Genomic DNA, 23,800 nt, shown 5'->3' with positions numbered 1-23,800 from the left:
GGCTCGTCGCGGAAGCGGAACCATCGCCGGCGCGACCGTGCACTGCGCTGGCGCAAATTTATGCAAGGAATGGGCCGCTTTGGGAACCCGGTCGCGCACGGAGAGACGCGGATTTCGTGCTAAATTGGTGGAGGATTCAGCCCTTGGTGTGGAGGGAGGATACGCCCATGAGACTGCCGATCGAAATCACCACGGCCGCCCTGCTCGTCATCTGCATCACTGCCTCCAGCGCCGCCTTTGCCGCCGACAAGATCGGCCGCAGCGCTGACGGCGTGAGTTGCGCATTCTCCCTGCCGCAAAACGCCACGCCAGCCGCACGCTGCGCCGCCATCAAGCGCCAATGCGGCGGCAGGTTCTACGCGAGCTATTGCGGCGACAGGATGCTGTCGGCGGCGAATTGAGAAGTTAGGCGCAAAAGCTCTCTCCATCTGGTCGTCCTGGCGAAAGCCAGGACCCATTACCCCAACTGTCAGATGAGGCCCGACCGGTCGTTCCAGTCGGGATTTTCCTGCTCGATCAGCTTGATCTTCCAGTCGCGTTTCCAGAACTTGAGTTGCTTCTCGCGCGCAATGGCCTCTTGCGGAGTAGCGAATGCTTCGACGTGCACAAGGCGGAATATCTTGTATTTCAGGACGAACTTCGACCCGCGACCGGAGCGATGCTGCTCGAGCCGTGCACGAATGTCGTTGGTGATGCCGATGTAGAGAGTGCCGTGATGTCGACTCGCCAGGATGTAGACGTAGTAGCTGCCTGTGCTCATGGCTGGCTCAACCTCGCAAAGACAACGCTGACCGGGATAATGGGTCCTGGCTTTCGCCAGGACGACGGCTTCAAAGGTCATCGGAACAAATTAAGAACAATTTAGCAAGTCTTTGATATATCATTGTGATTCGGCGCATTGCCGACACAATATCTAGCGTCTGTCCGATTTCGCGAGGACTACATGTCCACCATTGCCTTTGATCAATTCGCCCTCACCCGAATTGGCGACTTCGCGCGCTCGCTGTCGCGGCTGCATCAGGCGGCGCGGCGCTACGCGGTCGATGACGATCAGATCGATCGCGAGTTCAACGCGGTTTGCCAGTCGATCTGGGGCTACACCATCGACGACATCAGCGACGACCTGTTCTCGGCTGAGGACCACCTGTTCCTCGACACGCTCGACGAGGCGCAGGCGCGCATTTTCGCGGCTGAACAGGGTTATGATCTCGTCGACGATGCGGGCATGCTGACGGACTGGTGGGGCTTCTGCTGGATGATCCTCGCCGAGAAGCGCGGATTGCTCACGCCGGAAAACCGCGCCGCTGCGCGCGCGGCGATCGAGGAGAAATATCTGGCAGCGCCGAACGTGATCGGCGTGATCATCGGACGGTGACGCGAAGCGTCAATTCAGCCCCGCGCGCCTGCCCGATTTCTGCGTCGGCGTCTTCGGCACCGTCACATCCGGCGGCGTCTCGCGTACGATCTCCGGCGGTGGCGCATCCGCCGCCACCGTCTCGGCGCGCACCGGCGCGACCTTCATCTCGCCGAGGCGGGAGCGGACCTGTGCGGTGAGGCCGGGATAGGAGGCGACCGGCGTGAAGTCGGCGGCCTGCTCGTTGCCAAGGCGGACGCCGGTATAGGCGACCAGACCGTCACTCGTCGCGATCACGTCGCCGGCCTTCAGCGACGTATCGAGAGCAAGGTCCACCGGCGCAAGTCCGACCGGCTCGCGGCCATTGCAGGTGCAGTCCGCGCGCAGCGCCTTGCGGAAGGCGAACGCGTTCTCGCTGTCGGCATAGCGCTCGCCGGTCTGCGAAGCGGCACCGTCGATGCTGGAGCCGAAATAGATTTTGGTCGTGGTGGCAGGACAGAACGCCTGACACATCTGCGCCGGCGAGGCCACGCCGCGCATGAGCGGAAAATACTTGCCGTCGCAGGTGCGCACGCAGAAGGCCGGGCCCGATCCGCCGGCGGCCGATCGCGTGGGCGAATCCTGGGCGGGCCCAATCGGCTGCGCTGCCGCGAAGGGATCGATGTAGGAACTCGGCTGCGGCGCGCTGCGCTGCGGACGCTGGAGTGCGTTGAAAAAGAAGTCGAACAGGCCTTCGGCGGACACGGGGGCTGGCGCCACGAGAAGCGGTGCCGCAACGGCTGCGGCCACGAGTATCGCGCGGTGCGGCCAACGCACCTTGGACAAATCTGTACGCAATGCCCACTCCACCAGACGCAACGAACCCCACCGAGAACAACGTGTCTCAGCGCTGATTCACCATAGTGCCGGATAGTAAATGAGCGGTGACCGTGGCGGTTGTTGGATCGAATCGCGTCAAGGCCGGGGACAAGCCCGGGCAAGACAATGGAGAGAGCCTTGCTGCCTCAGCTCTTCAAAAATTCCGACGCCTTGTAGAGCGAGCGGAACGGCAGGCCGGCCTGGCCGAAGGTGTCGTTGGCGCCTTCCTCGCGGTCGACCATGGTCAGCACCAGCACCACATTGGCGCCGGCCTCGCGCACGGATTCCACGGCCTTCAGCGCCGAGCCGCCGGTGGTGGTGACGTCCTCGACGATCACGACGCGCTTGCCTTCCAGCGTCTCGCCCTTGGCAAGGCCTTCGATCGCGAGCTTGGCGCCGTGCTCCTTCGGCTTCTTGCGCACGAAGAAGGCCGCGATCGGATGGCCCTTGATCCAGGAGATCTGCGCGAGCGCACCGGCCAGTGGCACCGCGCCCATCTCCAGGCCGCCGATGAAATCGAGCTGGTCGTCCTTCAGAGCCTCATAGGTGAGCTCGGCCAGCAGCGTCGCCCCTTCGGGGTCGAGCATGGTCGGCTTCAGGTTGAAATAGAAATCGCTCTTGCGGCCCGATGCGAGCGTCACCTCGCCGCGGCCGAAGGAGCGCCGGCGGATGATTTCGAACAAGCGGGCGCGGGAGGCTGATTTCGACACGACGGTCCTCTGGGGCTCTTTTGGAGGAGGCGGAATTTATCCGTCACCGAGCCGACATGCCAGAGGGGTTTGGCCCGCAAAACCACCGTCAACAGGGCATCGTCCGCGCCGGCGGGACAGCCACCATGCCGTACCGCTGGTTGTAAGGCCGCGATGTCCTGGAGTAGTGGGATGCCAGACAAAGCGGGAAGGAAACCGGCAATGACCATCGAGCTCCACACCTGGAATACGCCAAACGGCCGAAAAATCTCGGTCGCGCTGGAGGAAATAGGGCTCCCTTACAAGGTCTTCCCGGTGAACATCACCAAGGGCGAGCAGATGGCGCCCGAGTTCCTCAAGCTCAGCCCGAACAACAAGATCCCCGCGATCGTCGACCCCGAGGGGCCGGACGGGAAGCCCGTCAGCGTGTTCGAATCCGGTGCGATCCTGCTCTATCTCGGCGAGAAGACCGGCAAATTCCTGCCGAAGTCGCTTGCCGAGCGCATACCCGTCTACGAATGGCTGATGTGGCAGATGGGCGGCTTCGGGCCGATGCCCGGCCAGGTGCATCATTTCATTGCGCTCGAGAACGAGCAGGACCGCGCCTATGGGTTGAAGCGCTACATGGCCGAGACGCGCCGTCTCTACGGCGTGCTGGATCGCCGGCTCGAGGGCCGAGATTTCGTCGCGGGCGATCTCTCGGTCGCCGATTTCGCCATCCTGGGTTGGGCCTGGCGCCACCCGCGCCACAAGGTGGAGCTCGCGGACTTTCCCAACGTGAAGCGCTGGTACGAGGCCCTGATGGCGCGCCCCGCGGTGAAGCGGGGGATGGAGGCGAAACTGGATTGATTTGACGCTGTCATCGCCCGGCTTGACCGGACGATCCAGTAGTCCAGAGACGGTCGAACTAGAACCGACAAGCCGCGGCGTACTGGATGCCCCGCCTGCGCCTGCGCGTCACACCCGCTTCGCTTCCACCGCCATGCGCACGGCAAGTCCGGCGAGCACCGTACCCATCAGCCAGCGCTGCACCAGCATCCAGCTCGGTCGCGTTGCCAGGCACAGCGCGATCGAGCCGGCGGCGAGCGCGATGATCGCGTTGACGCTGACGCTGATCGCGATCTGGATGGCACCCAGCACCAGCGACTGTGTCAGCACGCTGCCAGCGGCGGGGTTGATGAACTGCGGCAGCAGCGCCAGATAGAGCATCGCGATCTTGGGATTGAGCAGGTTGGTGACAAAGCCCATCGCGAACAGTTTTCGCGGGCTGTCGATCTCAAGCTTCCTCACCTGGAACGGCGAGCGGCCGCCCGGCTTCACCGCCTGCCAGGCGAGCCAGAAGAGATAGCCGGCGCCGGCGAGGCGCAGCGCGTCATAGGCGAAGGGAATGGCGAGCAGCAGCGCGGTGATGCCAAACGCCGCGCACAGCATGTAGAACACGAAGCCCAGCGCCACGCCGCCGAGCGAGACGATGCCGGCCGCCGGCCCCTGCGTGATCGAGCGCGAGATCAGATAGATCATGTTCGGCCCAGGCGTCAGCACGAGGCCGAGGCAGACGAGGGCAAAGCCGAGCAGGGCGGATGTGGGGGGCATCGGTGAACTCGTGCGGGAGATACACCGGTTCTAATATGCGAGGGCTCGCGTCGCCATCCCGCAATTGCACGGAGGACAATTTGCTAGGACGCGTCGGCCTCTACGCTCCGGATGAACGCCGCAAAACGCTCCATCGCCGAACGCAGCGGCTCTGCGATTGCGGGATCTGCGACGATGCCGTGCTCGTCGAAGGCGCCGCCGAGCAGGGGCAGCGTCACGCAGGCGTCCCGTGCGATCCGGGCCGACATCGTCTCCAAGGTGAGCGTGAGGGCAGCGAGCGCGTGCGTGGCGCGAGGCGAGGTGTTGATCAATGCGACCGGCTTGCCCGGAAATTCATGGCTTCCGACCAGCCAGTCGAGCGCATTCTTCAGGACGCCGGCGACACCGCGAGCATATTCGGGGCTGGAGATCAGGAGGCCATCCACGCTTCCGATGAGGTTGCGCATTGCCCCGGCGGGGGCGGGCACGTCATTGCTATCGAGATCCGGATTGAAGAAGGGCAGGCCCGCAATTCCTTCGAAGGCTACCATTTCGACGCCAACAGGCGCGAGCAGGGCCGCTGCACGCAACGCAGCCGTATTGCTCGAGCCGGCGCGCAAGCTGCCGGAGATCGTTGCGATCTTCATCAGGGTGCCCGCCGTCAGTGTGCCTCGTCCCAGTTGGTCGCCGCGCGGGCATCGACATGGAGCGGCACCGAGAGCAGCACGGCCGGGAACGGTGCGTCCTGCATCACGTGCTGCACGACCGGCAACGTCGCCTCGACCTCCGCGTCCGGCACCTCGAAGATCAATTCGTCATGCACCTGAAGCAGCATCTGCGCCGAGAGCTTCTTTGCCGCCAGCGCGTCCTCCACCCGCGTCATGGCACGGCGGATGATGTCGGCGGCCGTGCCCTGCAGGCGCGCGTTGATCGCGGCGCGCTCGTTGAAGGCGCGCACCGAGGCGTTAGACGCCTTGATGTCGGGGTAGTGACACTTGCGGCCGAACAGCGTCGTGACATAGCCGTGGCTCCGGCAGAAATCGCGCGTTTCGTCCATATAGGCACGGATGCCGGGGAAGCGCTCGAAATACTTCTTGATGTAGGCGGAGGCCTCCTCGCGCGCGATGCCGAGCTGGTTGGCAAGGCCGAACGCGGAGATGCCGTAGATGATGCCGAAATTGATCGCCTTGGCCCGGCGTCGGATTTCGCTCGGCATGCCCTTGATCGGCACGCCGAACATCTCGGATGCCGTCATCGCGTGAATGTCGAGCCCGTCGCGGAAGGCCTGCTTCAGCACGGGAATGTCGGCGATCTCGGCGAGCAGCCGCAGCTCGATCTGCGAATAGTCGGCCGAGACCAGCTTGTGCCCGGGCGTCGCAATGAAGGCGCGGCGGATCTTTCGCCCGTCCTCGGTGCGCACCGGAATGTTCTGCAAGTTCGGCTCGTTCGACGACAGCCGGCCCGTGGTGGTCGCGGCCAGCGCGTAGGTCGTGTGCACGCGATGGGTCTGCGGATTGACGTAAGTCGGCAGTGCGTCGGTGTAGGTCGATTTCAGCTTCGAGACCTGGCGCCATTCCAGAATCTTCTTCGGGAAGTCATGGCCCTGCTCGGCGAGATCATCCAGCACCTGCGCCGTCGTCGACCATGCGCCGGTCTTGGTCTTGGTGCCGCCCGGAAGTCCCATCTTGCCGAACAGGATGTCGCCGATCTGCTTTGGGCTGCCGACATTGACGGGCTCGCCGGCGATCTCCTGGATCTCGGCTTCCACCCGCGCCGCGGTCTGGGCAAAGTCGCCCGACAGCCGCGACAGCACCTGGCGGTCGATCGAGATGCCGCGACGCTCCATGCGCGCGAGCACGCTGGTCAGCGGACGCTCCAGCGTCTCGTAGACGGCGCTCATGTGCTCGGCTATAAGGCGCGGCTTCAGCACGTGCCACAAACTCAAGGTCACATCGGCGCGCTCGGCGGAATGCTCGGTCGCCTTGTCGATCGCGACCTGATCGAAGGTGAGCTTGTTCTTGCCGCTGCCGACGAGCTCGCTTTCGGCGAGCACCGCGTGCCCGAGCCAGCGCTCGGCGAGCGATTCCAGCGCGTGCGAGCCGCGGCCGGCGTCGAGCACATAGGAGATCAATTCCGAATCGTCATGGTTGCACAGCGTGATGCCGGCCTGCGCCAGCAGCACCGCGATGAACTTGGCGTTGTATCCGATCTTCAAGATGCCCTGCGACTCGAGCACAGGCTTCAGCGCCGCGACGGCCGCTTCGAATTTCACCTGGTCGGGCGCGAGCCCCGCATCGAACAGTCCGGCGCCGCCGCCCGGTGGCTTGTGGGCCAGCGGCACATAGGCGGCATCGTCCGCGCCGAGCGCCAGCGCGATGCCGCAGATGTCGGCCTGCATCGGGTCTTCAGAGTTCGCCTTCACCTCGAGCGCGACATGGCCGGTGTCGTGGATGCGCGCGATCAGCGCCTTGAGCTGGTCGAGCGTCTTGATCGTCTGATATTTGGTACGGTCGATCCTGGTCTTGCGCGCGGCTTCCGCGCGAGCCTCGGCGAGCGAGACCGGCGTGCCCTTCGGGCTTGCGGCCTTGTCCTCCTTGCCGGCGGCCTTATTGCGCTCCTTGGGTGCAGTTTGCGCCGATGCTCCGGGTCCCGGCGCCGGCACGACGTCCGAGGGCGGCAGTGGCGAGAACACGCTGGCACCGGTCTTGTAGCCGGGATCGGCCTCCACATCGGCGGGATCGACCTGGGCGTATTCGGCGACGCGGCGGGTCAGCGTCGTGAACTCCATCGCCTTCAGGAAGGCGATCAGCTTGCGCGCGTCGGGCTCGTGGACGGCGAGATCGTCCAGCGGCACTTCGAGATCGACTTTGTCGTCGAGCAGCACCAGCTGGCGCGAGATCCGCGCCTTCTCGGCATTCTCGATCAGCGCCTCGCGCCGCTTCGGCTGCTTGATCTCGGTCGCGCGAAACAGAAGCTGCTCGAGGTCACCATACTCGACGATCAATTGCGCCGCGGTCTTGATGCCGATGCCGGGCACGCCCGGCACGTTGTCGGTGGAATCGCCCGCCAGCGCCTGCACTTCGACCACCTTCTCCGGCGGCACGCCGAATTTCTCGATCACCTCGGGAATGCCGATGCGGCGATCCTTCATGGTGTCGTACATGGTGATCTTGTCATTGACGAGCTGCATCAAGTCCTTGTCGGAGGACACGATGGTCGCGACGGCGCCACGCTCGCTTGCCTGCCGCGCATAGGTCGCGATCAGATCGTCGGCCTCGAAGCCCACCTGTTCCAGGCAGGGCAGGTCGAAGGCGCGCACGGCCTCGCGGATCAGCGCGAATTGCGGAATGAGATCGTCCGGCGCCGGCGGCCGATGCGCCTTGTAGTCGGGATAGAGCTTGTTGCGGAAGGTGACTTCCGACTTGTCGAACACGATCGCCAGATGCGTCGGCCGGTTGTCCGCGGGCATGTCGCGAAGCAATTTCCACAGCATGTTGCAGAAACCGAGCACGGCGTTGACCTGTAAACCGTCAGACTTGCGGTTGAGCGGCGGCAACGCGTGGTATGCGCGGAAAATGTAGGAGGAACCGTCGACCAGGAAGACATGGTCGCCCTTGCCGGCCGCCTTCGCCGCCACGGGTTTGGCAGCAGCCTTGGCAGCAGCGGATTTGGTTTCAGCGGCCGCCTTGGGTGCAGCAGCCTTGGTGTCAGCTTTGGCGGTGGTCTTCGGGGAGGTTTTGGGCATGGCCGCAATGTATGAATTTTTGCGGAATTTGACAGCCTTTGAGGGGCGATTTTTGGGCCGCTGGCGCCGCTATCCCCACTGTCATTCCCCGGCTTGACCGGGGAATCCAGTACGCCGCGGCCTATCGGTCAATAACTGCTGTCTCTGGAATACTGGGTCGCCCGGTCGAGCCGGGCGACGACAGCGGAGCGAGAAACTACTCCGCCGCCTGCAACACCGACCCCGCCTTCTTCGGCGCGATCCAGAAGGCGTCCGGCCGCTCGAACAGGAAGTGGGCGTGCAGGCGCAGCGCGGCCCGCCAGATCAGGAGCGCACCGGCGACGCCCACGATGGTGACGATCAGCGACATCATGCCGATATCGGGAACAACGCCGGTGCGCAGCAGAAGCGTCCGTGTCGCGGCCATCGGCAGGAAGAAGGCGAGATAGATCACGATCGAGTGCTCGCCGCAGAACCGAAGAAAGTTGAGCCAGCGCGCATGCGCGAGCAGCGTGCCCATCGTCGCGATGGCGACGGCGCCGGAGAAACCGAGCAGAAGCGAGACCATCGGCCATTCGCTGGCGCCGTGTGCAACGATACCCGCATTGACGAGAACCCACGCGCCAAGCGTCGCGAGGGCAACAGCTGGATGCCGGCGCGCGCGATCCGACAAGGCGAACACGTAATCCGCAAACAGATAGCCGGAATAGAAATAGACGAAGCGTGCGCAGAACTCGTCGATGGCGGTCCATCCCGTTGCGATGCGCGCCGTCTCCAGCATCGCCGCGACGAGCCAGATCGCGAGCGGCGGGATTCGCCGTGTCAGTTTTGTGACGACGAAGAAGATCGGCAGCAGGTAAATGAACCAGAGCGTGCCGAACGGCTCGATGAATGATTCGAGATACAGAAGGCCCACATGGTGCCAGCTGGTCTCGGCCGCGAAGGCTGGCGCCTTGAAGCCGAACTGGATTGTCACCCAGAGGACATAAAAGTAGGCGAAATGCACGACCTTGCGGTCGAGATAGATTCGCCAGTCGCGGTCGATCACGAGCGGCAAGAACAGGCCCGAAATCAGGAAGAAATCCGGCATCCGGAACGGCTTTGCGAAGGCGACCAGACCATGCATGAACCCGGGTTCGCCGGCAGCGAGCTCGTCCCCCAGCACCGAATGCATCATCACGACCATGACGATGCAGATGCCCTTGGCGTAATCGACCCAATCGAGGCGCGCCGGCGGCGAGGTCTTGGAACCTCCGCTTGCCACGATTGTGCCTGATGGTGCCATGGTGTCCCTTTTCGAGGCGGTTGCCGCCCAAGAGCGGGGCAGTATGCCGGCGGCAGGTTTCGGTCCCCTTTACTCTACAAATCACATGCCGGTTTTCTTGCCGACTTTCTTGGGGCAGCCTCTTCCCCGCGGACATGAAAATGCTCTAAGACCGCTGCGAAGCATCATTATGCGTTAACCAAGACGGGCAGGTTTTCCATGCGAATTGCCATGATCGGCACGGGATATGTGGGGCTGGTTTCCGGTGCGTGCTTTGCGGATTTCGGCCATGACGTCACCTGCGTCGACAAGGACGAGCGCAAGATTGCGGCGCTCCACCGCGGCGAGATCCCGATCTACGAGCCGGGGCTCGACTCGCTGGTCGAGACCAATGTGAAGGCCAAGCGCCTGAGCTTCACGACCGATCTTTCGGGGCCGGTGGCGGAGGCGGAGGCCGTGTTCATCGCGGTCGGTACGCCGTCGCGGCGCGGCGATGGTCATGCCGACTTGTCTTACGTCTACGCTGCCGCGCGCGAGATCGCTGCGTCACTCTCCGGTTTCACGGTCATCGTCACCAAGTCGACCGTTCCGGTCGGCACCGGCGATGAGGTCGAACGCATCATCCGCGAGACCAATCCGAAGGCCGATGTGGTGGTCGCGTCCAACCCCGAATTCCTGCGTGAGGGCGCGGCGATCCGCGATTTCAAATTCCCGGATCGCATCGTGGTCGGCACTAATGACGAGCGTGGTCGAAAAGTGATGAGCGACATCTACCGTCCGCTGTCGCTGAACCAGGCGCCGCTGATGTTCACCGCGCGCCGCACCGCGGAGTTGATCAAATACGCCGCCAACGCGTTTCTGGCGACCAAGATCACCTTCATCAACGAGATCGCCGATTTGGCCGAGAAGGTCGGCGCGAACGTCCAGGAGGTCGCGCGCGGCATTGGTCTGGACAACCGCATCGGCACCAAGTTCCTGCATGCGGGCCCGGGCTTCGGCGGCTCCTGTTTCCCGAAGGACACCAAGGCCCTGATCAAGATCGCGCAGGACTATGACGTGAGCCTGCGCATCGTCGAGGCGGTGCTTGCCGTCAACGAGAACCGGAAGCGCGCGATGGCGCGCAAGGTCAGCCACGCGCTCGGCGGCGCGCTGCGCGGCAAGACCATCGGCGTGCTCGGTCTCACCTTCAAGCCCGACACCGACGACATGCGCGATGCGCCCTCGATCCCGCTCGTCACCGGTTTGCTGGACCAGGGTGCGAAGGTGCGCGCCTATGACCCGGTCGGCATGGAGCAGGCCAAGCACGAGTTGCCGGCCATCGACTATTGCGAAGATGCTTATGCCTGCGCCAAGGGCGCGGACGCGCTGGTCATCGTCACCGAATGGGTGCAGTTCCGCGCGCTCGATCTCGACCGGTTGAAGGAGACCATGGTGCAGCCCGTCGTGGTCGATTTGCGCAACATCTACCGTCCCGAAGACATGGAAGCCGCGGGCTTCGTCTATGAGAGCGTGGGACGGCCTGCCGGGCAGGTTTGACGATAGGCCGCCGCAACGATTCCGTCATGGCCGGGCTTGTCCCGGCCATCCACGTCTTGTTCACTCCGCGCTAAAGAAACGTGGATGCCCCGGGACGTTTGGTGCGAAGACGTACTTCGCGCTTTTGCCCGGGCAGGACGAACGGATAGCGCATTGCCTCGCAGCTTCGACACGCCCCTCCCGATCGATGCGGTGCTCGACGACCTGTCGCGCACGCTGGACAAGCACAACGCTGCCGTGCTGGTGGCGCCGCCCGGCGCCGGCAAGACCACGCGCGTGCCGCTGGCGCTGCTGGACGCGCCCTGGGCCAGGGGTAAGAAGATCGTCGTGCTGGAGCCGCGGCGCATCGCGGCGCGCGCTTCCGCCGACCGCATGGCCAAATCGCTCGGCGAGCGCGCCGGCGAGACCGTCGGCTATCGCGTCCGCTTCGGCTCGAAAATCTCGCGCGCGACCCGCATCGAGGTGGTGACGGAGGGCATCTTCACCCGCCAGATCCTCGACGACCCCGAGCTGACGGGCGTCGCCGCCGTCCTGTTCGACGAATTCCACGAGCGCTCGCTCGATGCCGACCTCGGCCTCGCGCTGGCGCGCGATGCGCAACTGGGCCTGCGCGAGGATTTGCGCATCCTCGTGATGTCGGCGACGCTGGACGGCGCCCGGGTGGCGAGACTGCTGGGGGAGGCGCCCGTCGTCGAGAGCGAGGGCCGCGCGTTTCCGGTCGAGACGCGCTATCTCGGTCGAAAGGCAGATGCGCCGCTGGAGCGACAGATGGCGGATGCGATTGCCTCCGCGCTGCGCGCCGATGCCGGCTCGGTGCTGGCGTTCCTGCCCGGCGCGGCCGAGATCCGGCGCACGCAGAACTTTCTCGCCGAACGCGTCCATGATGCTGCAATCGAGATCGTGCCGTTGTTCGGCGCGCTGGATGCCGCCGTGCAGGACCGCGCCATCGCGCCGGCGCCCAAAGGCACGCGCAAGGTGGTGCTGGCGACCTCGATCGCGGAGACCTCGCTCACCATCGAGGGCGTGCGCATTGTCGTGGATTCCGGCCTCGCCCGCGTGCCGCGCTATGAGCCCGATATCGCCTTGACGCGGCTCGAGACTGTTCGTGCCTCGCGCGCCGCGGTCGATCAGCGCCGCGGCCGCGCCGGCCGCACCGAGCCCGGCGTGTGCTACCGGCTCTGGGACGAGCCGCAGACCGCCTCGCTCGCGCCCTACACCCAGCCTGAAATTCTGAGCGCGGACCTCTCCTCGCTCGTGCTCGATCTCGCGCAATGGGGCGTGAGCGATGCCTCGGCACTCTCGTTCCTCGATCCGCCGCCTCAGCCCGCCTGGAAAGAGGCAAAGAGCCTGCTTGCCGAGCTCAACGCGCTCGATGCCGACGGTCGCATCACGGCGGAAGGCAAGAGCCTGCGCGCGCTGGCGCTGCCGCCGCGGCTCGCGCGCATGATCGTGGATTCGCATCGCGCTGGCAGCGGCGAGGCCGCCGCCGAAATCGCCGCCATCCTCACCGAGCGCGGGCTCGGCGGCGACAGCGTCGATCTCGACCACCGTCTCGATCAATTCCGCCGCGACCGCTCGCCTCGCGCCAGCAGCGCCCGCGACCTCGCACGGCGCTGGGCCTCGCAAGTCGCATCATCGGAGAAAGGGACGCTGGGGCAGGGCGACTTGCGCACCGGCATCATGCTCGCCTACGCCTTCCCCGACCGTGTCGCGCGCAACCGTGGCAACGGCAGCTTCGTGCTCGCCAATGGCCGCGGCGCGGCCGTCGAGCAGACGTCGTCGCTTGCGCGCGCGCCCTATATTGCGGTGGCCGAGATGACGGGCACGGCGGCGAGCGGGCGCATCCTCCTTGCCGCGCCGATCAGCGAGGGCGACATCGAAGGCCATTTCGCCGAGCACATCGAAACCTCGGACGAGATTTCTTTTGATCGCGGCGCGATGGCGCTGCGCGCACGCCGCAAACGCGCGCTGCACGCCATCACGTTGTCTGAGGCACCCCTCACGCTCACGCCGTCCGAGACGACGGCCCGCATTCTCGCCGACGGCCTGATCGCCGCCGGCCTCGACCGGCTGCCCTGGTCGAAAGCCGCCATCCAATGGCGCGACCGCGTGATGTTCCTGCGCAAGGCTGAAGGCGAGAGCTGGCCCGATCTGTCCGACGACGCCCTGATCGCGCGGCGCGATGACTGGCTGGTGCCTGCGCTCTACGACAAGACGGCGCTGAAGGACGTCTCCGCCGGCGACCTCTCCGACGCGCTGATGGCGCTGTTGCCGTGGGAGCTGCGCGCCCGGCTCGAACGCGAGGTGCCCACCCATTTCGAGGCGCCGACCGGGACGATGCTCGCGATCGACTATGAGGCCGAGCAGGGGCCGACCATCGCCGTGCGGCTCCAGGAACTGTTCGGCCTCAACAGCCATCCATCGATCGCGGGCGGCAAGGTGCCGCTCGTTCTGGAACTGCTGTCGCCGGCGCAGCGCCCGGTGCAGGTGACGCGCGACCTGCCCGGTTTTTGGCGCGGCAGTTACATCGCGGTCCGCTCCGATCTGCGCGGGCGCTATCCGCGCCATCCCTGGCCGGACGATCCGGCGAACGCTCTGCCCACCCGGCGCGCCAAGCCGCGCGGGACGTAATTCCATAAGCTTGCATTAACCCTTCCGTCACGCTTTTCGCCAAAATGGCGGCGCCCCGGTCGCAGGCTCGCTCGCGGACGGGCGCGTAGCGTGATGAAATCGTGTTTTCGGTTCCGAGTGGTGTCATGCGTAACATTATGATCTTCGCGGCCATCTTGATCGGGCTGGGCACATTCATGGCGCAGATGGCCGACAAGATGAGCTCGGCCTCCGCCACCTCGGTGCCGCGCCAGATGGCCGCCGTGCAGGCCGCCGCGCCGCAAGCGAACAATCGCAGCGTCAGCATCCCGCGCGACGCCCGCGGCCATTTCCAGACGGAAGGGCGGATCGACGGTCAGCGCATCGCCTTCATGGTCGACACCGGCGCTTCCGTGGTGGCGCTGAACGAGACATCGGCTGCCCGCTTCGGCCTGCGCCCGTCGCGCGGCGATTACAACGCGAAGGTCACCACCGCCAACGGCACCATCAAGGCCGCGCGCGCCCGCATCGCCATGCTCGACGTCGGCGGTCTCATCGTTCGCGACGTCGATGCCATGGTTCTGCCTGACGAGGCGCTGTCCGAGAATTTGCTCGGCCTCTCCTTTCTGTCCAAGCTGAGGCGCTTCGAATATGCCAACGGCCAGATGGTGCTGGAACAGTAGGCGAGCGCCTCGGTCCAACGCCTGACGGCGCCCTATACGCTACGCGGCGCGACGATGCTCCAATATCGCGGGTTGCTCGGCGATTGAATTCGAATCCAGCGATAGGGTGCGCGTGGCCACGGTCTGATCTGCGCCGTCAAATTATCCAGAATCAGGTCGCCGCTCTGCGTTCGAACGACCAGAACCAGGTGATGCTTGCCCCAGACGGTCTCGACCTCGCTGAGCAGAAGCGCCCGCTCGGGCCAGCCTCGGCTCAGAAGCCTGTGGCGCTTGCTGACGGCGTAGTCGTTGCAGTCGCCGCGCTTGGGGTCGATGAGCCAGACCTCCGTTGCCAGGCCCCCTTCGTTCGGTTCCGAGATGATGGCGTTGTTAGCGGTCGCGTTGACCTCTTTCAGATCTTCCCATCGCGCCTCGGTCAAGTGCACCGGACCGCCACGAAACATCAGGCGGGGGCGGCATTCGTCCCGGTAGTGCAGGCAGAACACCGTGTATGCCATCGGAGGAAGCGTCGGATCGCCAAACTTGAGGTGCAGAGGCATGGACGGGGGACCGGTCGGCAGGCCCGGCAACCTCTCGTTTGCAGATTGAGCGGCTGTCATTTGGCTGATCGACAAGATCATGCCGGATGCAATCGCAGCCAGGATCGACGCCGTGCGCATGCTTTGTCTCCGACGCGTTACGTCGTGGAGAGAGCTCGAGACGAGGCTTGAATTAATGCTCTAATGATCAGTCAGGCCGCGTCCTGCGCCATGGCGATTGCGGATCGTTCACCGGGCGAGACGGAGTAATCCTGGGTGGGATATGCGCGATCGGCCCGATTGGTTTCAACACGACCTCGCGATCAGAGGTTGTGAGGCACAAAGTGCACATCCGCGATGAGCGGATCGATCATGGTCGAGAACTCTGGCCGACAACTTTGCCGAACCGTTCCGCGCGCTCCGAGCCGCGCTTCGCTCCGAGCCGCGCTTGAAGTAAGGTTTCTCCGTTACCAAACTGCCGCAATTATTAGCCATAAGCCGCCGATCCCGCCTTCCGCTCGGCCTGAGCATTCGCTATGGCTGCGGTATATTCCTCCTGCCTGTTAACGAGATTGTCTCGATGTTTCCCACGCCGAAATCCGCGCTGCTGCCCAACACCTATGCCTTCGAATCCGAGCCCATGGTGAAGCCCACCGGCTTCCGCGAATACGACGCGCGCTGGCTGTTCAACAAGGAAATCAACCTGATGGGGGTGCAGGCGCTCGGCATGGGGCTGGGTGCGCTGATCGCCGAGCTCGGCGTTCGCCAAGAGATCGTCACCGGGCACGATTTCCGCGGCTATTCGGCCTCGATCAAATATGCGCTGATCTCCGGCCTGATGGCGGCGGGCTGCAAGGTGCATGACATTGGCCTCGCCGTGACGCCGATGGCCTATTTTGCACAGTTCGACCTGGATGTGCCCTGCGTTGCCATGGTCACGGCCTCGCACAACGACAATGGCTGGACCGGCGTGAAGATGGGTGCCAACCGTCCGCTGACCTTCGGCCCCGACGAGATGACGCGGCTGAAGGAGATCGTGCTGGGCGCCGATTTCAAGAACAAGGCCGGCGGCTCCTATCAGTTCCACGAAAATTATCCGGCGCGCTACATCGCCGATCTCACCAGCCGGCCGAAGCTGAAGCGCAAGCTCAAGGTCGTCGCGGCCTGTGGCAACGGCACCGCCGGCGCGTTCGCGCCGCAGGTGCTGGAAGCGATCGGCTGCGAGGTGATCCCGCTCGATACCGAGCTCGACCACACCTTCCCGAAATACAATCCGAACCCCGAGGACATGGAGATGCTGCACGCGATCCGCGATGCGGTGCTGCATCACAAGGCCGACGTCGGCCTCGGCTTCGACGGCGACGGCGACCGCTGCGGCGTCGTCGACAACACCGGCGAGGAGATCTTCGCCGACAAGGTCGGCGTGATGCTGGCGCGCGACATGTCGGCGATCCACAAGGACGCGCAGTTCGTCGTCGACGTGAAGTCGACCGGCCTGTTCATCACCGATCCCGTGCTCCAGAAGCAGGGTGCGAAAACGGCATATTGGAAGACTGGCCATTCCTACATGAAGCGCCGTACCAACGAGATGGGCGCGCTTGCCGGCTTCGAGAAGTCGGGCCATTTCTTCTTCAACAAGCCGTTCGGGCGCGGCTATGACGATGGCCTCGTCTCCGCGATCGCGATCTGCGACATGCTCGACCGCGCCCCCGGCAAGTCGATGGCCGATCTGAAGAACGCCCTGCCAAAAACCTGGTCGTCGCCGACCATGTCGCCGCATTGCGCGGACGAGGTCAAATACGGCGTCATCGATGCCGTGGTGAAGCATTTCGAAGGCCTGCACGAGAAGGGCGCCAAGATCGGCGGTCAGGCGATCCGTGACCTCGTCACCGTCAACGGCGTGCGTGTCACGGTGGAAGACGGCAGCTGGGGCCTGGTGCGCGCGTCCTCGAACAAGCCCGAGCTCGTCGTCGTGGTCGAAAGCCCCGTCTCCGAGCAGCGCATGCGCGACATGTTCGAGATGGTGGACGGCGTGCTGCGCACGCATCCGGAAGTCGGCGAGTACAATCAGAAGATTTGAGGCGGCTCGAGGGAGGCGTGATCGATGCCTTCCTCTCCGCTGTCATGCCCCGGCTCGACCGGGGCATCCAGTACGCCGCAGCTTCTCCGTATCCAATCGCCGTCTCTGGAATACTGGATCGCCCGGTCGAGGCCGGGCGATGACAGTTCCCTTGTGGTGAGATTCGTAGCCTAAGCCGCCACCACCGCCGGGATCGGGAGTGCGGTGACCGACTTGATCTTCTCCATGGCGAAGCGCGAGGTGACGTTCTTGAGCGGCACGGCGCTGATCAGCTTCTTGTAGAAGACGTCATAGGCCTGCATGTCCGCGACCACGACGCGCAGCATGTAATCGACGTCGCCGGCCATGCGGTAGAACTCCATCACCTCGGGCATGGCGCTGACGGCCTCGGCGAATTTCTTCAGCCAGGCCTCCGAATGGTCGGCGCTCTCCACCGAGACGAACACGGAGATGCCGAGCCCGATCTTGTTCTGGTCGACCAGCGCCACCCGTTTGAGGATCACCCCATCGGCCTCGAGGCGCTGGATGCGCTTCCAGCAAGGCGTGGACGAGAGCCCGACCCGGTCGCCGATCTCGGCGACCGACAGGGAGGCGTCCTCCTGGAGTACCATCAGAATCTTGCGGTCGATGGCGTCGAGGCGGCGGTTGGTCTCTGGGAGTTGGACGGCGAGGTCGCTCATTTGAGGAACTTTTTTCCATTTCAGGGGTCGAAACACCTCATATATAGAAAAATCTTCTAGAGCAAGCCCATATTCCGGGCGACAGGGTGCCCGCGCCGGTCAGCCTCCGAGCAAAAGCCCTTCAACTTCAATGCGTTGCGGGGCGGCCAGGCCGCCACCAAAGCGGGTGCATTTCAGTGCCGCCGCGGCCGCGGCGAATCGCAGCGCCTCCCGCGCATCCCGGCCTTCGGCGAGGCGAAGGGCAAAGGCGCCATGGAAGACGTCGCCTGCGCCGAGCGTATCCACGGCGTGGACCGGAAAGGCCGCCGTCTCCTCCGGCTCGCCCCGCTCATTCAGCCAGATCGTTCCACGCGGGCCGCGGGTGGCGGCGAGGAATGCCGGCGTCAGCCTCGTCAGCGTCTTTAGCGCCCCACCGTCGTCGGCAACAGCAGCCGTTTCCTGCAACTGCTCGCTGGCGAACAGGATGTGCGAGGCGGCCGCGAAGAGGCCATCGCCCGGCGACATCGCGCGGTCGACGCCCACGATGACGGGAATGCCGCGGCGTCGCGCCTCGGCGCAGAGGGGAAGGGCGAATTCGGCGCAGCGGCTCTCGACCAAAATGGCGTCGCAATCGCCGAGCAGCGCGTCGGCTTCAGGCAGCTTCACCGTCCACAGCTTGGGATCGCGATAGATGACGAGAGTGCGCTCGCCGCTCGCGTCGATCATGATCGCCGAGACCGGCGTCGTCAGGCCCGGCATGCGCACGACGTGCCTGACATCGATGCCCTCTTGCGCCATGCGTTCGAGGATGAAGCCGCTCGAGGTTTCCTGTGCATCGCCCATCGGCCCGACCAGCGCAGCGCGGCCGCCGAGCCGCGCGATGGCGATCGCGGCGTTGAGCGCATTGCCGCCGCAGATCTCCTCCAGATGCGTGGCGTTCGCCTTGCTGCCATGCCCGGGCACACCTTCCACGCGGAAGGTGAGGTCGCGCACGGGGATGCCGATGCAGAGGATGCGCGGCGCGATTGTTCTGGCGGACATCGGCCGTCGCAGCTACACGCTGTCCTTGCCCTGCAACCAACGGCCGACCAGATGATGGGCGATGGCGAAGGGGTGCGGGCCGGCAAGCCCCTCCGGATGCGTCCGCGACAACATCAGTCGTGCCTCGTCGCGGCTGAACCAGCGGGCGTCCTCCAGCTCCGAGTGGTCGACGGTGATCTCATCGGTCAGCGCCCGCGCGCTGCAGCCGATCATCAGCGACGATGGATAGGGCCAGGGTTGCGTCATGTAATACGTGACGTCCGTGCAGCGAATGCCGGATTCCTCAAAAATCTCCCTGCGCACCGCGTCCTCGATGGTCTCGGCCGCCTCGACGAAGCCGGCGAGGCAGGAATACATGCCCGGCGGAAACTGCTTCTGGCGGCCGAGCAGGCACTTGTCGCCGGAGGCGACCAGCATGATCACGACCGGGTCGGTGCGCGGAAAATGCTCGGCCTTGCAGGTCGGGCACTCGCGCTTCCAGCCGCCTTCCTTCATCGCGCTGCGGGCGCCGCAATTGGCGCAATAGCCGTGGCGCTGATGCCAGGTGACCATCGACTTCGCCATCGCGATCGCGGATAGCTCCTCGGGGTGGATCGCGCCCTGCATGGCCATGCCGCGCAATTCGGTCACGGCATAGTCCTCACGGCCGATCAGCTTTTCGGCCGCGGCCTGCGGCATGCCCATGCCGAACACCGCGGCGCCATCGCGCAGCCCCAAGAAGATCGTGCCGGGATTGGCGCCGCATTTGATGGCTTCGTCGATCGAGAGCAGGGCGCGGACGCGCTCGCCCTCGCGCCTCACCAGGAGCGAGTCGCGATAGATCACATAAGCGCGCGACGACGGCTTCTGTTCGATCGCGAAGAGTTTTTCCTCATTGAGGCGCAGGTGCGCGGCGCGATCGAGGACATTGGTGACGAAGGCCGGCTGTCCCAGCGGGAACGAGTCGAATGCTGACATTATTGTTCTTTCAACCCAATCGTTCTTTCAACCCAACCAGATCTTGCGGCGAAGCGCGCTGATGAAATTCTGCACCTCTTCGGCATCATGCGCCAAGGGCGGCATCACGCCCCAGACCGGGCGTGGCCACGCCGCATCGTTGGTGCGGCGCGCGATGATGTGCACGTGAAGCTGCGGCACGAGGTTGCCGAGGGCTGCGACGTTGAGCTTGTCGCATTTGGTGATCTCCTTCAGCGCGCGGGAGACGCGCGTGATCTCGGTCATCAATTGCGCCTGCTGGACCTCGTCGAGATCGATGATCTCGACCGCATCCGCGCGCCGCGGCACCAGCAACAGCCACGGGTAATGCGCGTCCTTGATGACAAGCACTTTCGACAACGGCAGGTCGCCGATGTCGATGGTGTCCTCTTTCAGGCGGGAGTGCAGCGACCAGGCGGGATCAGGCATGAAGAGTGTCCGGATGGCCCGACAGGCTCGGGCGGCAAGGGCAGGAACCCCAAGTATTTTGCCCCGACCATACGCCACGGATTCCCATAGGGGAAGGATCGCGCTCCGCAGGAGCGGCATGCTCTGCTGTCGTCCCCGCGAAGGCGGGGACCCATAGCCACAGGGAGCAGTTGTGGCGCGAGATATCGGTTACAGTCTCGCCTCCCAACCTGATCCTGTGGTTATGGATTCCGGGCTCGCGCTTCGCGCGCCCCAGAATGACGGCGTGTCATTTACGCCTCCGCCAGCACGCGCGCGTTGGCGCGGATAGAGGCTTCGCTGACGCGGATGCCGAGGCCGGGACCATCGGGCACGACGACATGGCCGCCGCGGTTGGGGATGCGCTCCTCCAGGACGTCCTCGGCCAGCACGTGATGCGGCATATAGAATTCGCAGCCGAGCGAGATGCCGGGCGTTGCCGCGATGAGCTGCGTGCCGGCAGCGAGCCCGATGCCGCCTTCCCACAGCGTGCCGCCATAGCCGGGCAGCCCGGCAACGTCGGCAATCGCCATGATGGCCTGTGCCTCGAACAGGCCGCCGGCCTTCATCAGCTTGATCGAGACGGCGTCCGCGGCTTGCCGGCGCACCACCTCCATCATGTCGCGGCGGTCAAAGCAGCTTTCGTCGGCGAGAACAGGCGTTTCCAGCGCTGATGTTAGCTGTGCCATGACGTCGAGATATCTACGCGGCACCGGCTGCTCGATGAAGGTCGGTGAAAACTGCTCGACGTCGCGCAGGATCTTGATCGCGCCGAACGGCGCCAGGGCCTGGTTGTAGTCGACGCGAAGGTCGACCTTGTCGCCGAATTCCTTGCGGATCGCCGAGAGGTGATCGAGGTCCTCGCGATGAGGCTTCACACCGGTCTTGACCTTGTAGATGACGTTGCCGTCCGGAACCATTTTGCGCATGCGCTCGAGGTCGGCGGCGAAATCGGGATCGGCAATCGAGAAGGAGAGGGGGATCGTGTCGCGCACGCGGCCGCCGAGCAGGTCGGCGACCGAAAGTCCCGCCGACTTGCCGACGATGTCGAGCAGCGCCGTCTCGATCGCGACTTTTGCTTCCGCATGGCCGACCAGCGCGCGGTCGAGCTCCGCCATCAGTGCGCGGATGCGGCGCACCGGCTTGCCGAGCAGGATCGGACGCAAGTAGATGTCGAGCGCGGAGAACGCCGCTTCCGGCGTTCCCGTGAACACCTCCCACGGCGCCGCTTCGCCCCAACCGACCACACCGTCGCTTGCGGTGAGCTCGAGCAGCACGCGCTTCACCGTGCCCTTGACGTTGCCGACGCCCTGGAGGCGCGCCATCTTGATCGGGCTTTCGATCAGGAACAGGCGAAGCCGCGCGACGGTTGCTTCGGTCATGCCAGGCCTCCATTGACGTGCCAGACCTGGCCGGTGACGTAGGATGCCTTCGGTGATGCCAGGAAGGCGATGATCTCGGCCACTTCCTCCGGGCGGCCGCGACGGCGCATGGGAATCAACGCTTCCGTTGCGGCGATCTGTTCGGGCGAAAGCCGGCTCGAGCTCGGCTTGTCCTTGACGATGAGGCCCGGCGCCACCGCATTGACTGCGATGCCGTCGCTGGCCAGTTCAACTGCGGTGAGCCGCACCAAGGCTTCCAGCGCGGAGCGGCTTGCGGCGGTCGCCGCGAATGGCGCGAAGTCGGGGCGGATCGCGTGCGCCACGAACGACGACACCGCCACGATCCGCGCGTCGTGCCCCGCACGCAATAGCGGAAGCGCGGCCTCCACCAGCCGCGTGAAGGCGAGCGCTGACTCGTCCATCGCGCGGCGGAACTCGTCCGCCGGCGTGCCGATCGCGCTGCCACGGCGGGCATGGCCGCCCACGAGGACGAGCGCGTCGAGCCGGCCGAAGGCGGCTTGCGCGGCCGCGACGGCATCAGCCGCGGCTCTCTCCTCAGCGAAGTCGCCAAGACATTTTGCAATCGTCGCGCCGCGCGCTTCGGCCTCGGCGGCCGTAGCATCGAGGCCGGTTGCGTTCGAGCGTGTGTGCAGCAGGAGCGCGGTGCCGGGCGCTGCCAGGAGCTTTGCCGTGGCACGGCCGATGCCGCTGGCGGCGCCGGTGACGAGATAAACGCGGTTGATCTCGGGCATCACGATGTCACGTTGGCCGGCGGCAATGCGCCGGTGCGGTGGAAATGGCTGAGGAAGGCCCGCGTCGCGGCCTCGCGCGGGGCATCGATCACCTGCCGCGCCGGGCCGTCCTCGACCACGACGCCGTCGCGCATGAACACGACGCGGCCCGCGACCTCGCGGGCGAAAGCGATTTCGTGAGTCACGATCACCATGGTCATGCCTTCGGAGGCGAGCTGCTGCATCACGCCCAGCACCTCGCCGACGAGCTCGGGATCGAGCGCGGAGGTCGCTTCATCGAAGAGCATGACGTCCGGCTCCATGGCGAGCGCCCGCGCGATCGCGACGCGCTGCTTCTGTCCGCCCGAAAGCGTCGCCGGATATTGATCGGCCTTTTCCAGAAGCCCGACTTTTGCCAATTGCGCTCGCGCCAGTTTTTCCGCGTCTGCCTTCGGCATGCGGCGCACCGTGACGGGTCCTTCCATCACGTTTTGCAGCGTCGTCATGTGCGGGAACAGGTTGAAGTGCTGGAACACCATGCCGGTGCTGGCGCGGAATTTTGCCAGCGTCTTCACATCCGGCAGCTTCGCGCCTTCACCGAACGCGAACCGCGTCTCGCCGACGCGGACGCTGCCGCCGTTCGGCACGACCAGCAGATTGATGCAGCGGAGCAGCGTCGACTTGCCCGAGCCCGACGGCCCGATCAGCGCGACCACGCCGCCCTTGGCGACGTCGAGGTTGATGTTCTTCAGCACCTCGTTGCTGCCGAAGCTTTTGCGCAAGCTTCGGATCTCGATCTTGCAAGTATCTTTGGACGTATCGCTCATTCGCTGACCGCCAGGCGCTTCTCGCCCCGCCGCACGATGATGGTCAGGGGAATCAGGATCGCGGCATAGGCGAGCGCCACCGCGGTGTAGGTCTCGAGCGGCCGGTAGCTGTCATGCGCGGCGACCTGGCTCTGATAGACAAGGTCGGGCACGGCGAGCACCGAGACCAGCGAGGTGTTCTTGAACTGGATGATCGACTGGTTCATCAGCGCCGGGATCATGCGCTTGATCGCCTGCGGCAGGACGATGCGCATCATGGCCTGGCGCGGCGTCATGCCGAGCGCGGCGCCCGCTTCCGACTGGCCACTGTCGATCGAGACGATGCCGCCGCGGATGATCTCCGAATAGAACGAGCCGCCATAGAGCGACAGCGCCAGCGCCGAGGCCGTGATCGGCGTCATTTCGACGCCTGCCAGGATCGGCAGCGCGTAGTAGAACCAGATCAGCTGCACCAGGATCGGCGTGCAGCGGAACGCCTCGACGAAGGTCAGCGCAATGCCGCGCAGCCAGCCAAAGCGCGACAGCATCGCGAGCGCGGCGATGAGGCCGAACAGCAGCCCGAGCAGCACGATGACCACGGTGAAGCCGACGGTGACGCCGAGCCCGTTGAGGAAGAGCCAGCGATAGCCCCAGAGGATGCCGAAGTCCCACTGATACATGTCTTCCGGACCTCAGCCTTGAGGACGTTTGGATTGGCGGAGCCGCAGTCTCACTGCACCTCTCCCGGTTGCGGGAGAGGTCGGCGCGAAGCACCGGGTGAGGGCTCTCTCCATTGCCGGAGTCTCTTTGTGGAAGCACCCTCACCCCAACCCTCTCCCGCAAGCGGGAGAGGGGGCGCAGTGCCAATCGCGGATCGAGCTTGCCTCAAACT

General features: G+C 65.0%; 23 protein-coding genes. 7 read left to right on the top strand and 16 right to left on the bottom strand.

The features are described 5' to 3' along the window. Window positions 1-167: 167 nt before the first annotated feature. A complete protein-coding gene (locus tag Q2941_RS24700; protein WP_458193984.1) occupies window positions 168-401 on the top strand; it encodes a hypothetical protein in 234 nt (77 codons plus the stop codon). A 68-nt stretch (window positions 402-469) separates the two neighbouring features. On the opposite strand, the gene Q2941_RS24695 is transcribed toward Q2941_RS24700, so the two are convergent. Next, window positions 470-760 carry a GIY-YIG nuclease family protein gene (locus Q2941_RS24695; protein ID WP_254109998.1) on the bottom strand — a complete coding sequence of 97 codons (291 nt, stop codon included), beginning with the start codon at window positions 758-760 and terminating at the stop codon, window positions 470-472. A gap of 183 nt (window positions 761-943) precedes the next feature. On the opposite strand from Q2941_RS24695, the gene Q2941_RS24690 reads away from it, so the two are divergent. After that, window positions 944-1,375 (top strand): hypothetical protein, encoded by a 432-nt coding sequence (locus tag Q2941_RS24690; RefSeq protein ID WP_027520838.1) that lies wholly within the window; start codon window positions 944-946, stop codon window positions 1,373-1,375. Between the two features lie 9 nt (window positions 1,376-1,384). Here Q2941_RS24690 and Q2941_RS24685 read toward each other — a convergent pair whose 3' ends face one another. Beyond that, the gene (locus tag Q2941_RS24685) at window positions 1,385-2,191 is read right to left on the bottom strand and encodes a DUF2865 domain-containing protein (RefSeq protein ID WP_458193983.1); all 807 of its coding nucleotides are present in this window, start codon (window positions 2,189-2,191) and stop codon (window positions 1,385-1,387) included. A gap of 167 nt (window positions 2,192-2,358) precedes the next feature. Next, the gene (pyrE, locus tag Q2941_RS24680) at window positions 2,359-2,922 is read right to left on the bottom strand and encodes an orotate phosphoribosyltransferase (RefSeq protein WP_027520836.1); all 564 of its coding nucleotides are present in this window, start codon (window positions 2,920-2,922) and stop codon (window positions 2,359-2,361) included. Window positions 2,923-3,123: 201 nt separating this feature from the next. On the opposite strand from pyrE, the gene Q2941_RS24675 reads away from it, so the two are divergent. Then, window positions 3,124-3,750 (top strand): glutathione S-transferase family protein, encoded by a 627-nt coding sequence (locus Q2941_RS24675; protein WP_458193982.1) that lies wholly within the window; start codon window positions 3,124-3,126, stop codon window positions 3,748-3,750. Window positions 3,751-3,858: 108 nt separating this feature from the next. Here the strand turns inward: Q2941_RS24675 and Q2941_RS24670 are convergent, their stop codons facing one another. The 4 genes from Q2941_RS24670 to Q2941_RS24655 all read right to left on the bottom strand — a co-directional run bounded on the left by Q2941_RS24670 (window position 3,859) and on the right by Q2941_RS24655 (window position 9,482). Continuing rightward, window positions 3,859-4,494 (bottom strand): LysE family translocator, encoded by a 636-nt coding sequence (locus Q2941_RS24670; protein ID WP_458193981.1) that lies wholly within the window; start codon window positions 4,492-4,494, stop codon window positions 3,859-3,861. Between the two features lie 83 nt (window positions 4,495-4,577). Further along, on the bottom strand, window positions 4,578-5,120 hold the full coding sequence (locus Q2941_RS24665; RefSeq protein ID WP_458193980.1) for an NADPH-dependent FMN reductase: 543 nt from the start codon (window positions 5,118-5,120) through the stop codon (window positions 4,578-4,580). A gap of 14 nt (window positions 5,121-5,134) precedes the next feature. After that, window positions 5,135-8,218 carry a DNA polymerase I gene (polA, locus tag Q2941_RS24660; protein WP_458193979.1) on the bottom strand — a complete coding sequence of 1,028 codons (3,084 nt, stop codon included), beginning with the start codon at window positions 8,216-8,218 and terminating at the stop codon, window positions 5,135-5,137. A gap of 196 nt (window positions 8,219-8,414) precedes the next feature. Then, the gene (locus Q2941_RS24655; RefSeq protein ID WP_458193977.1) at window positions 8,415-9,482 is read right to left on the bottom strand and encodes an acyltransferase family protein; all 1,068 of its coding nucleotides are present in this window, start codon (window positions 9,480-9,482) and stop codon (window positions 8,415-8,417) included. Window positions 9,483-9,680: 198 nt separating this feature from the next. On the opposite strand from Q2941_RS24655, the gene Q2941_RS24650 reads away from it, so the two are divergent. The 3 genes from Q2941_RS24650 to Q2941_RS24640 all read left to right on the top strand — a co-directional run bounded on the left by Q2941_RS24650 (window position 9,681) and on the right by Q2941_RS24640 (window position 14,269). After that, window positions 9,681-10,997: a UDP-glucose dehydrogenase family protein gene (locus Q2941_RS24650; protein WP_458193976.1), complete on the top strand. Its 1,317-nt coding sequence runs from the start codon at window positions 9,681-9,683 to the stop codon at window positions 10,995-10,997. 153 nt (window positions 10,998-11,150) lie between these two features. Beyond that, entirely contained in the window at window positions 11,151-13,628 is a 2,478-nt protein-coding gene (gene hrpB / locus Q2941_RS24645) for an ATP-dependent helicase HrpB (protein ID WP_458193975.1), read from the top strand. A 125-nt stretch (window positions 13,629-13,753) separates the two neighbouring features. Continuing rightward, entirely contained in the window at window positions 13,754-14,269 is a 516-nt protein-coding gene (locus tag Q2941_RS24640; RefSeq protein WP_027520828.1) for a TIGR02281 family clan AA aspartic protease, read from the top strand. 32 nt (window positions 14,270-14,301) lie between these two features. Here Q2941_RS24640 and Q2941_RS24635 read toward each other — a convergent pair whose 3' ends face one another. Then, window positions 14,302-14,928 carry a transglutaminase-like cysteine peptidase gene (locus Q2941_RS24635; protein WP_458193974.1) on the bottom strand — a complete coding sequence of 209 codons (627 nt, stop codon included), beginning with the start codon at window positions 14,926-14,928 and terminating at the stop codon, window positions 14,302-14,304. A gap of 439 nt (window positions 14,929-15,367) precedes the next feature. Here Q2941_RS24635 and Q2941_RS24630 point away from each other — a divergent pair, with 439 nt between their 5' ends. Further along, the gene (locus Q2941_RS24630; RefSeq protein WP_458193973.1) at window positions 15,368-16,867 is read left to right on the top strand and encodes a phosphomannomutase/phosphoglucomutase; all 1,500 of its coding nucleotides are present in this window, start codon (window positions 15,368-15,370) and stop codon (window positions 16,865-16,867) included. 170 nt (window positions 16,868-17,037) lie between these two features. On the opposite strand, the gene Q2941_RS24625 is transcribed toward Q2941_RS24630, so the two are convergent. From Q2941_RS24625 to Q2941_RS24590, 8 genes are all read right to left on the bottom strand, one after another. Next, window positions 17,038-17,547 (bottom strand): Lrp/AsnC family transcriptional regulator, encoded by a 510-nt coding sequence (locus Q2941_RS24625; protein ID WP_027520825.1) that lies wholly within the window; start codon window positions 17,545-17,547, stop codon window positions 17,038-17,040. A gap of 99 nt (window positions 17,548-17,646) precedes the next feature. Then, window positions 17,647-18,567 carry a PfkB family carbohydrate kinase gene (locus Q2941_RS24620; RefSeq protein WP_458193972.1) on the bottom strand — a complete coding sequence of 307 codons (921 nt, stop codon included), beginning with the start codon at window positions 18,565-18,567 and terminating at the stop codon, window positions 17,647-17,649. Window positions 18,568-18,579: 12 nt separating this feature from the next. Continuing rightward, on the bottom strand, window positions 18,580-19,524 hold the full coding sequence (gene nudC, locus Q2941_RS24615) for an NAD(+) diphosphatase (RefSeq protein ID WP_458193971.1): 945 nt from the start codon (window positions 19,522-19,524) through the stop codon (window positions 18,580-18,582). Window positions 19,525-19,551: 27 nt separating this feature from the next. After that, window positions 19,552-19,971 (bottom strand): HIT domain-containing protein, encoded by a 420-nt coding sequence (locus Q2941_RS24610; RefSeq protein ID WP_458193970.1) that lies wholly within the window; start codon window positions 19,969-19,971, stop codon window positions 19,552-19,554. A gap of 272 nt (window positions 19,972-20,243) precedes the next feature. Next, entirely contained in the window at window positions 20,244-21,371 is a 1,128-nt protein-coding gene (locus Q2941_RS24605; RefSeq protein WP_027520821.1) for a muconate cycloisomerase family protein, read from the bottom strand. Then, window positions 21,368-22,123, bottom strand: coding sequence for an SDR family NAD(P)-dependent oxidoreductase (locus Q2941_RS24600; RefSeq protein ID WP_254110007.1), 756 nt, complete (start codon window positions 22,121-22,123; stop codon window positions 21,368-21,370). The genes Q2941_RS24605 and Q2941_RS24600 overlap by 4 nt, the downstream gene beginning before the upstream one ends. Next, window positions 22,123-22,929, bottom strand: coding sequence for an amino acid ABC transporter ATP-binding protein (locus tag Q2941_RS24595; RefSeq protein WP_254110008.1), 807 nt, complete (start codon window positions 22,927-22,929; stop codon window positions 22,123-22,125). Before Q2941_RS24595 ends, Q2941_RS24600 begins: the two co-directional genes overlap by 1 nt. Beyond that, window positions 22,926-23,588, bottom strand: a complete 663-nt coding sequence (locus tag Q2941_RS24590; RefSeq protein ID WP_254110009.1) for an amino acid ABC transporter permease — start codon at window positions 23,586-23,588, stop codon at window positions 22,926-22,928. Before Q2941_RS24590 ends, Q2941_RS24595 begins: the two co-directional genes overlap by 4 nt. Window positions 23,589-23,800: the final 212 nt, after the last annotated feature.

It is taken from the genome of Bradyrhizobium sp. UFLA05-153 (assembly GCF_054185185.1).
This window is presented reverse-complemented; position numbering and strand designations above follow the sequence as displayed.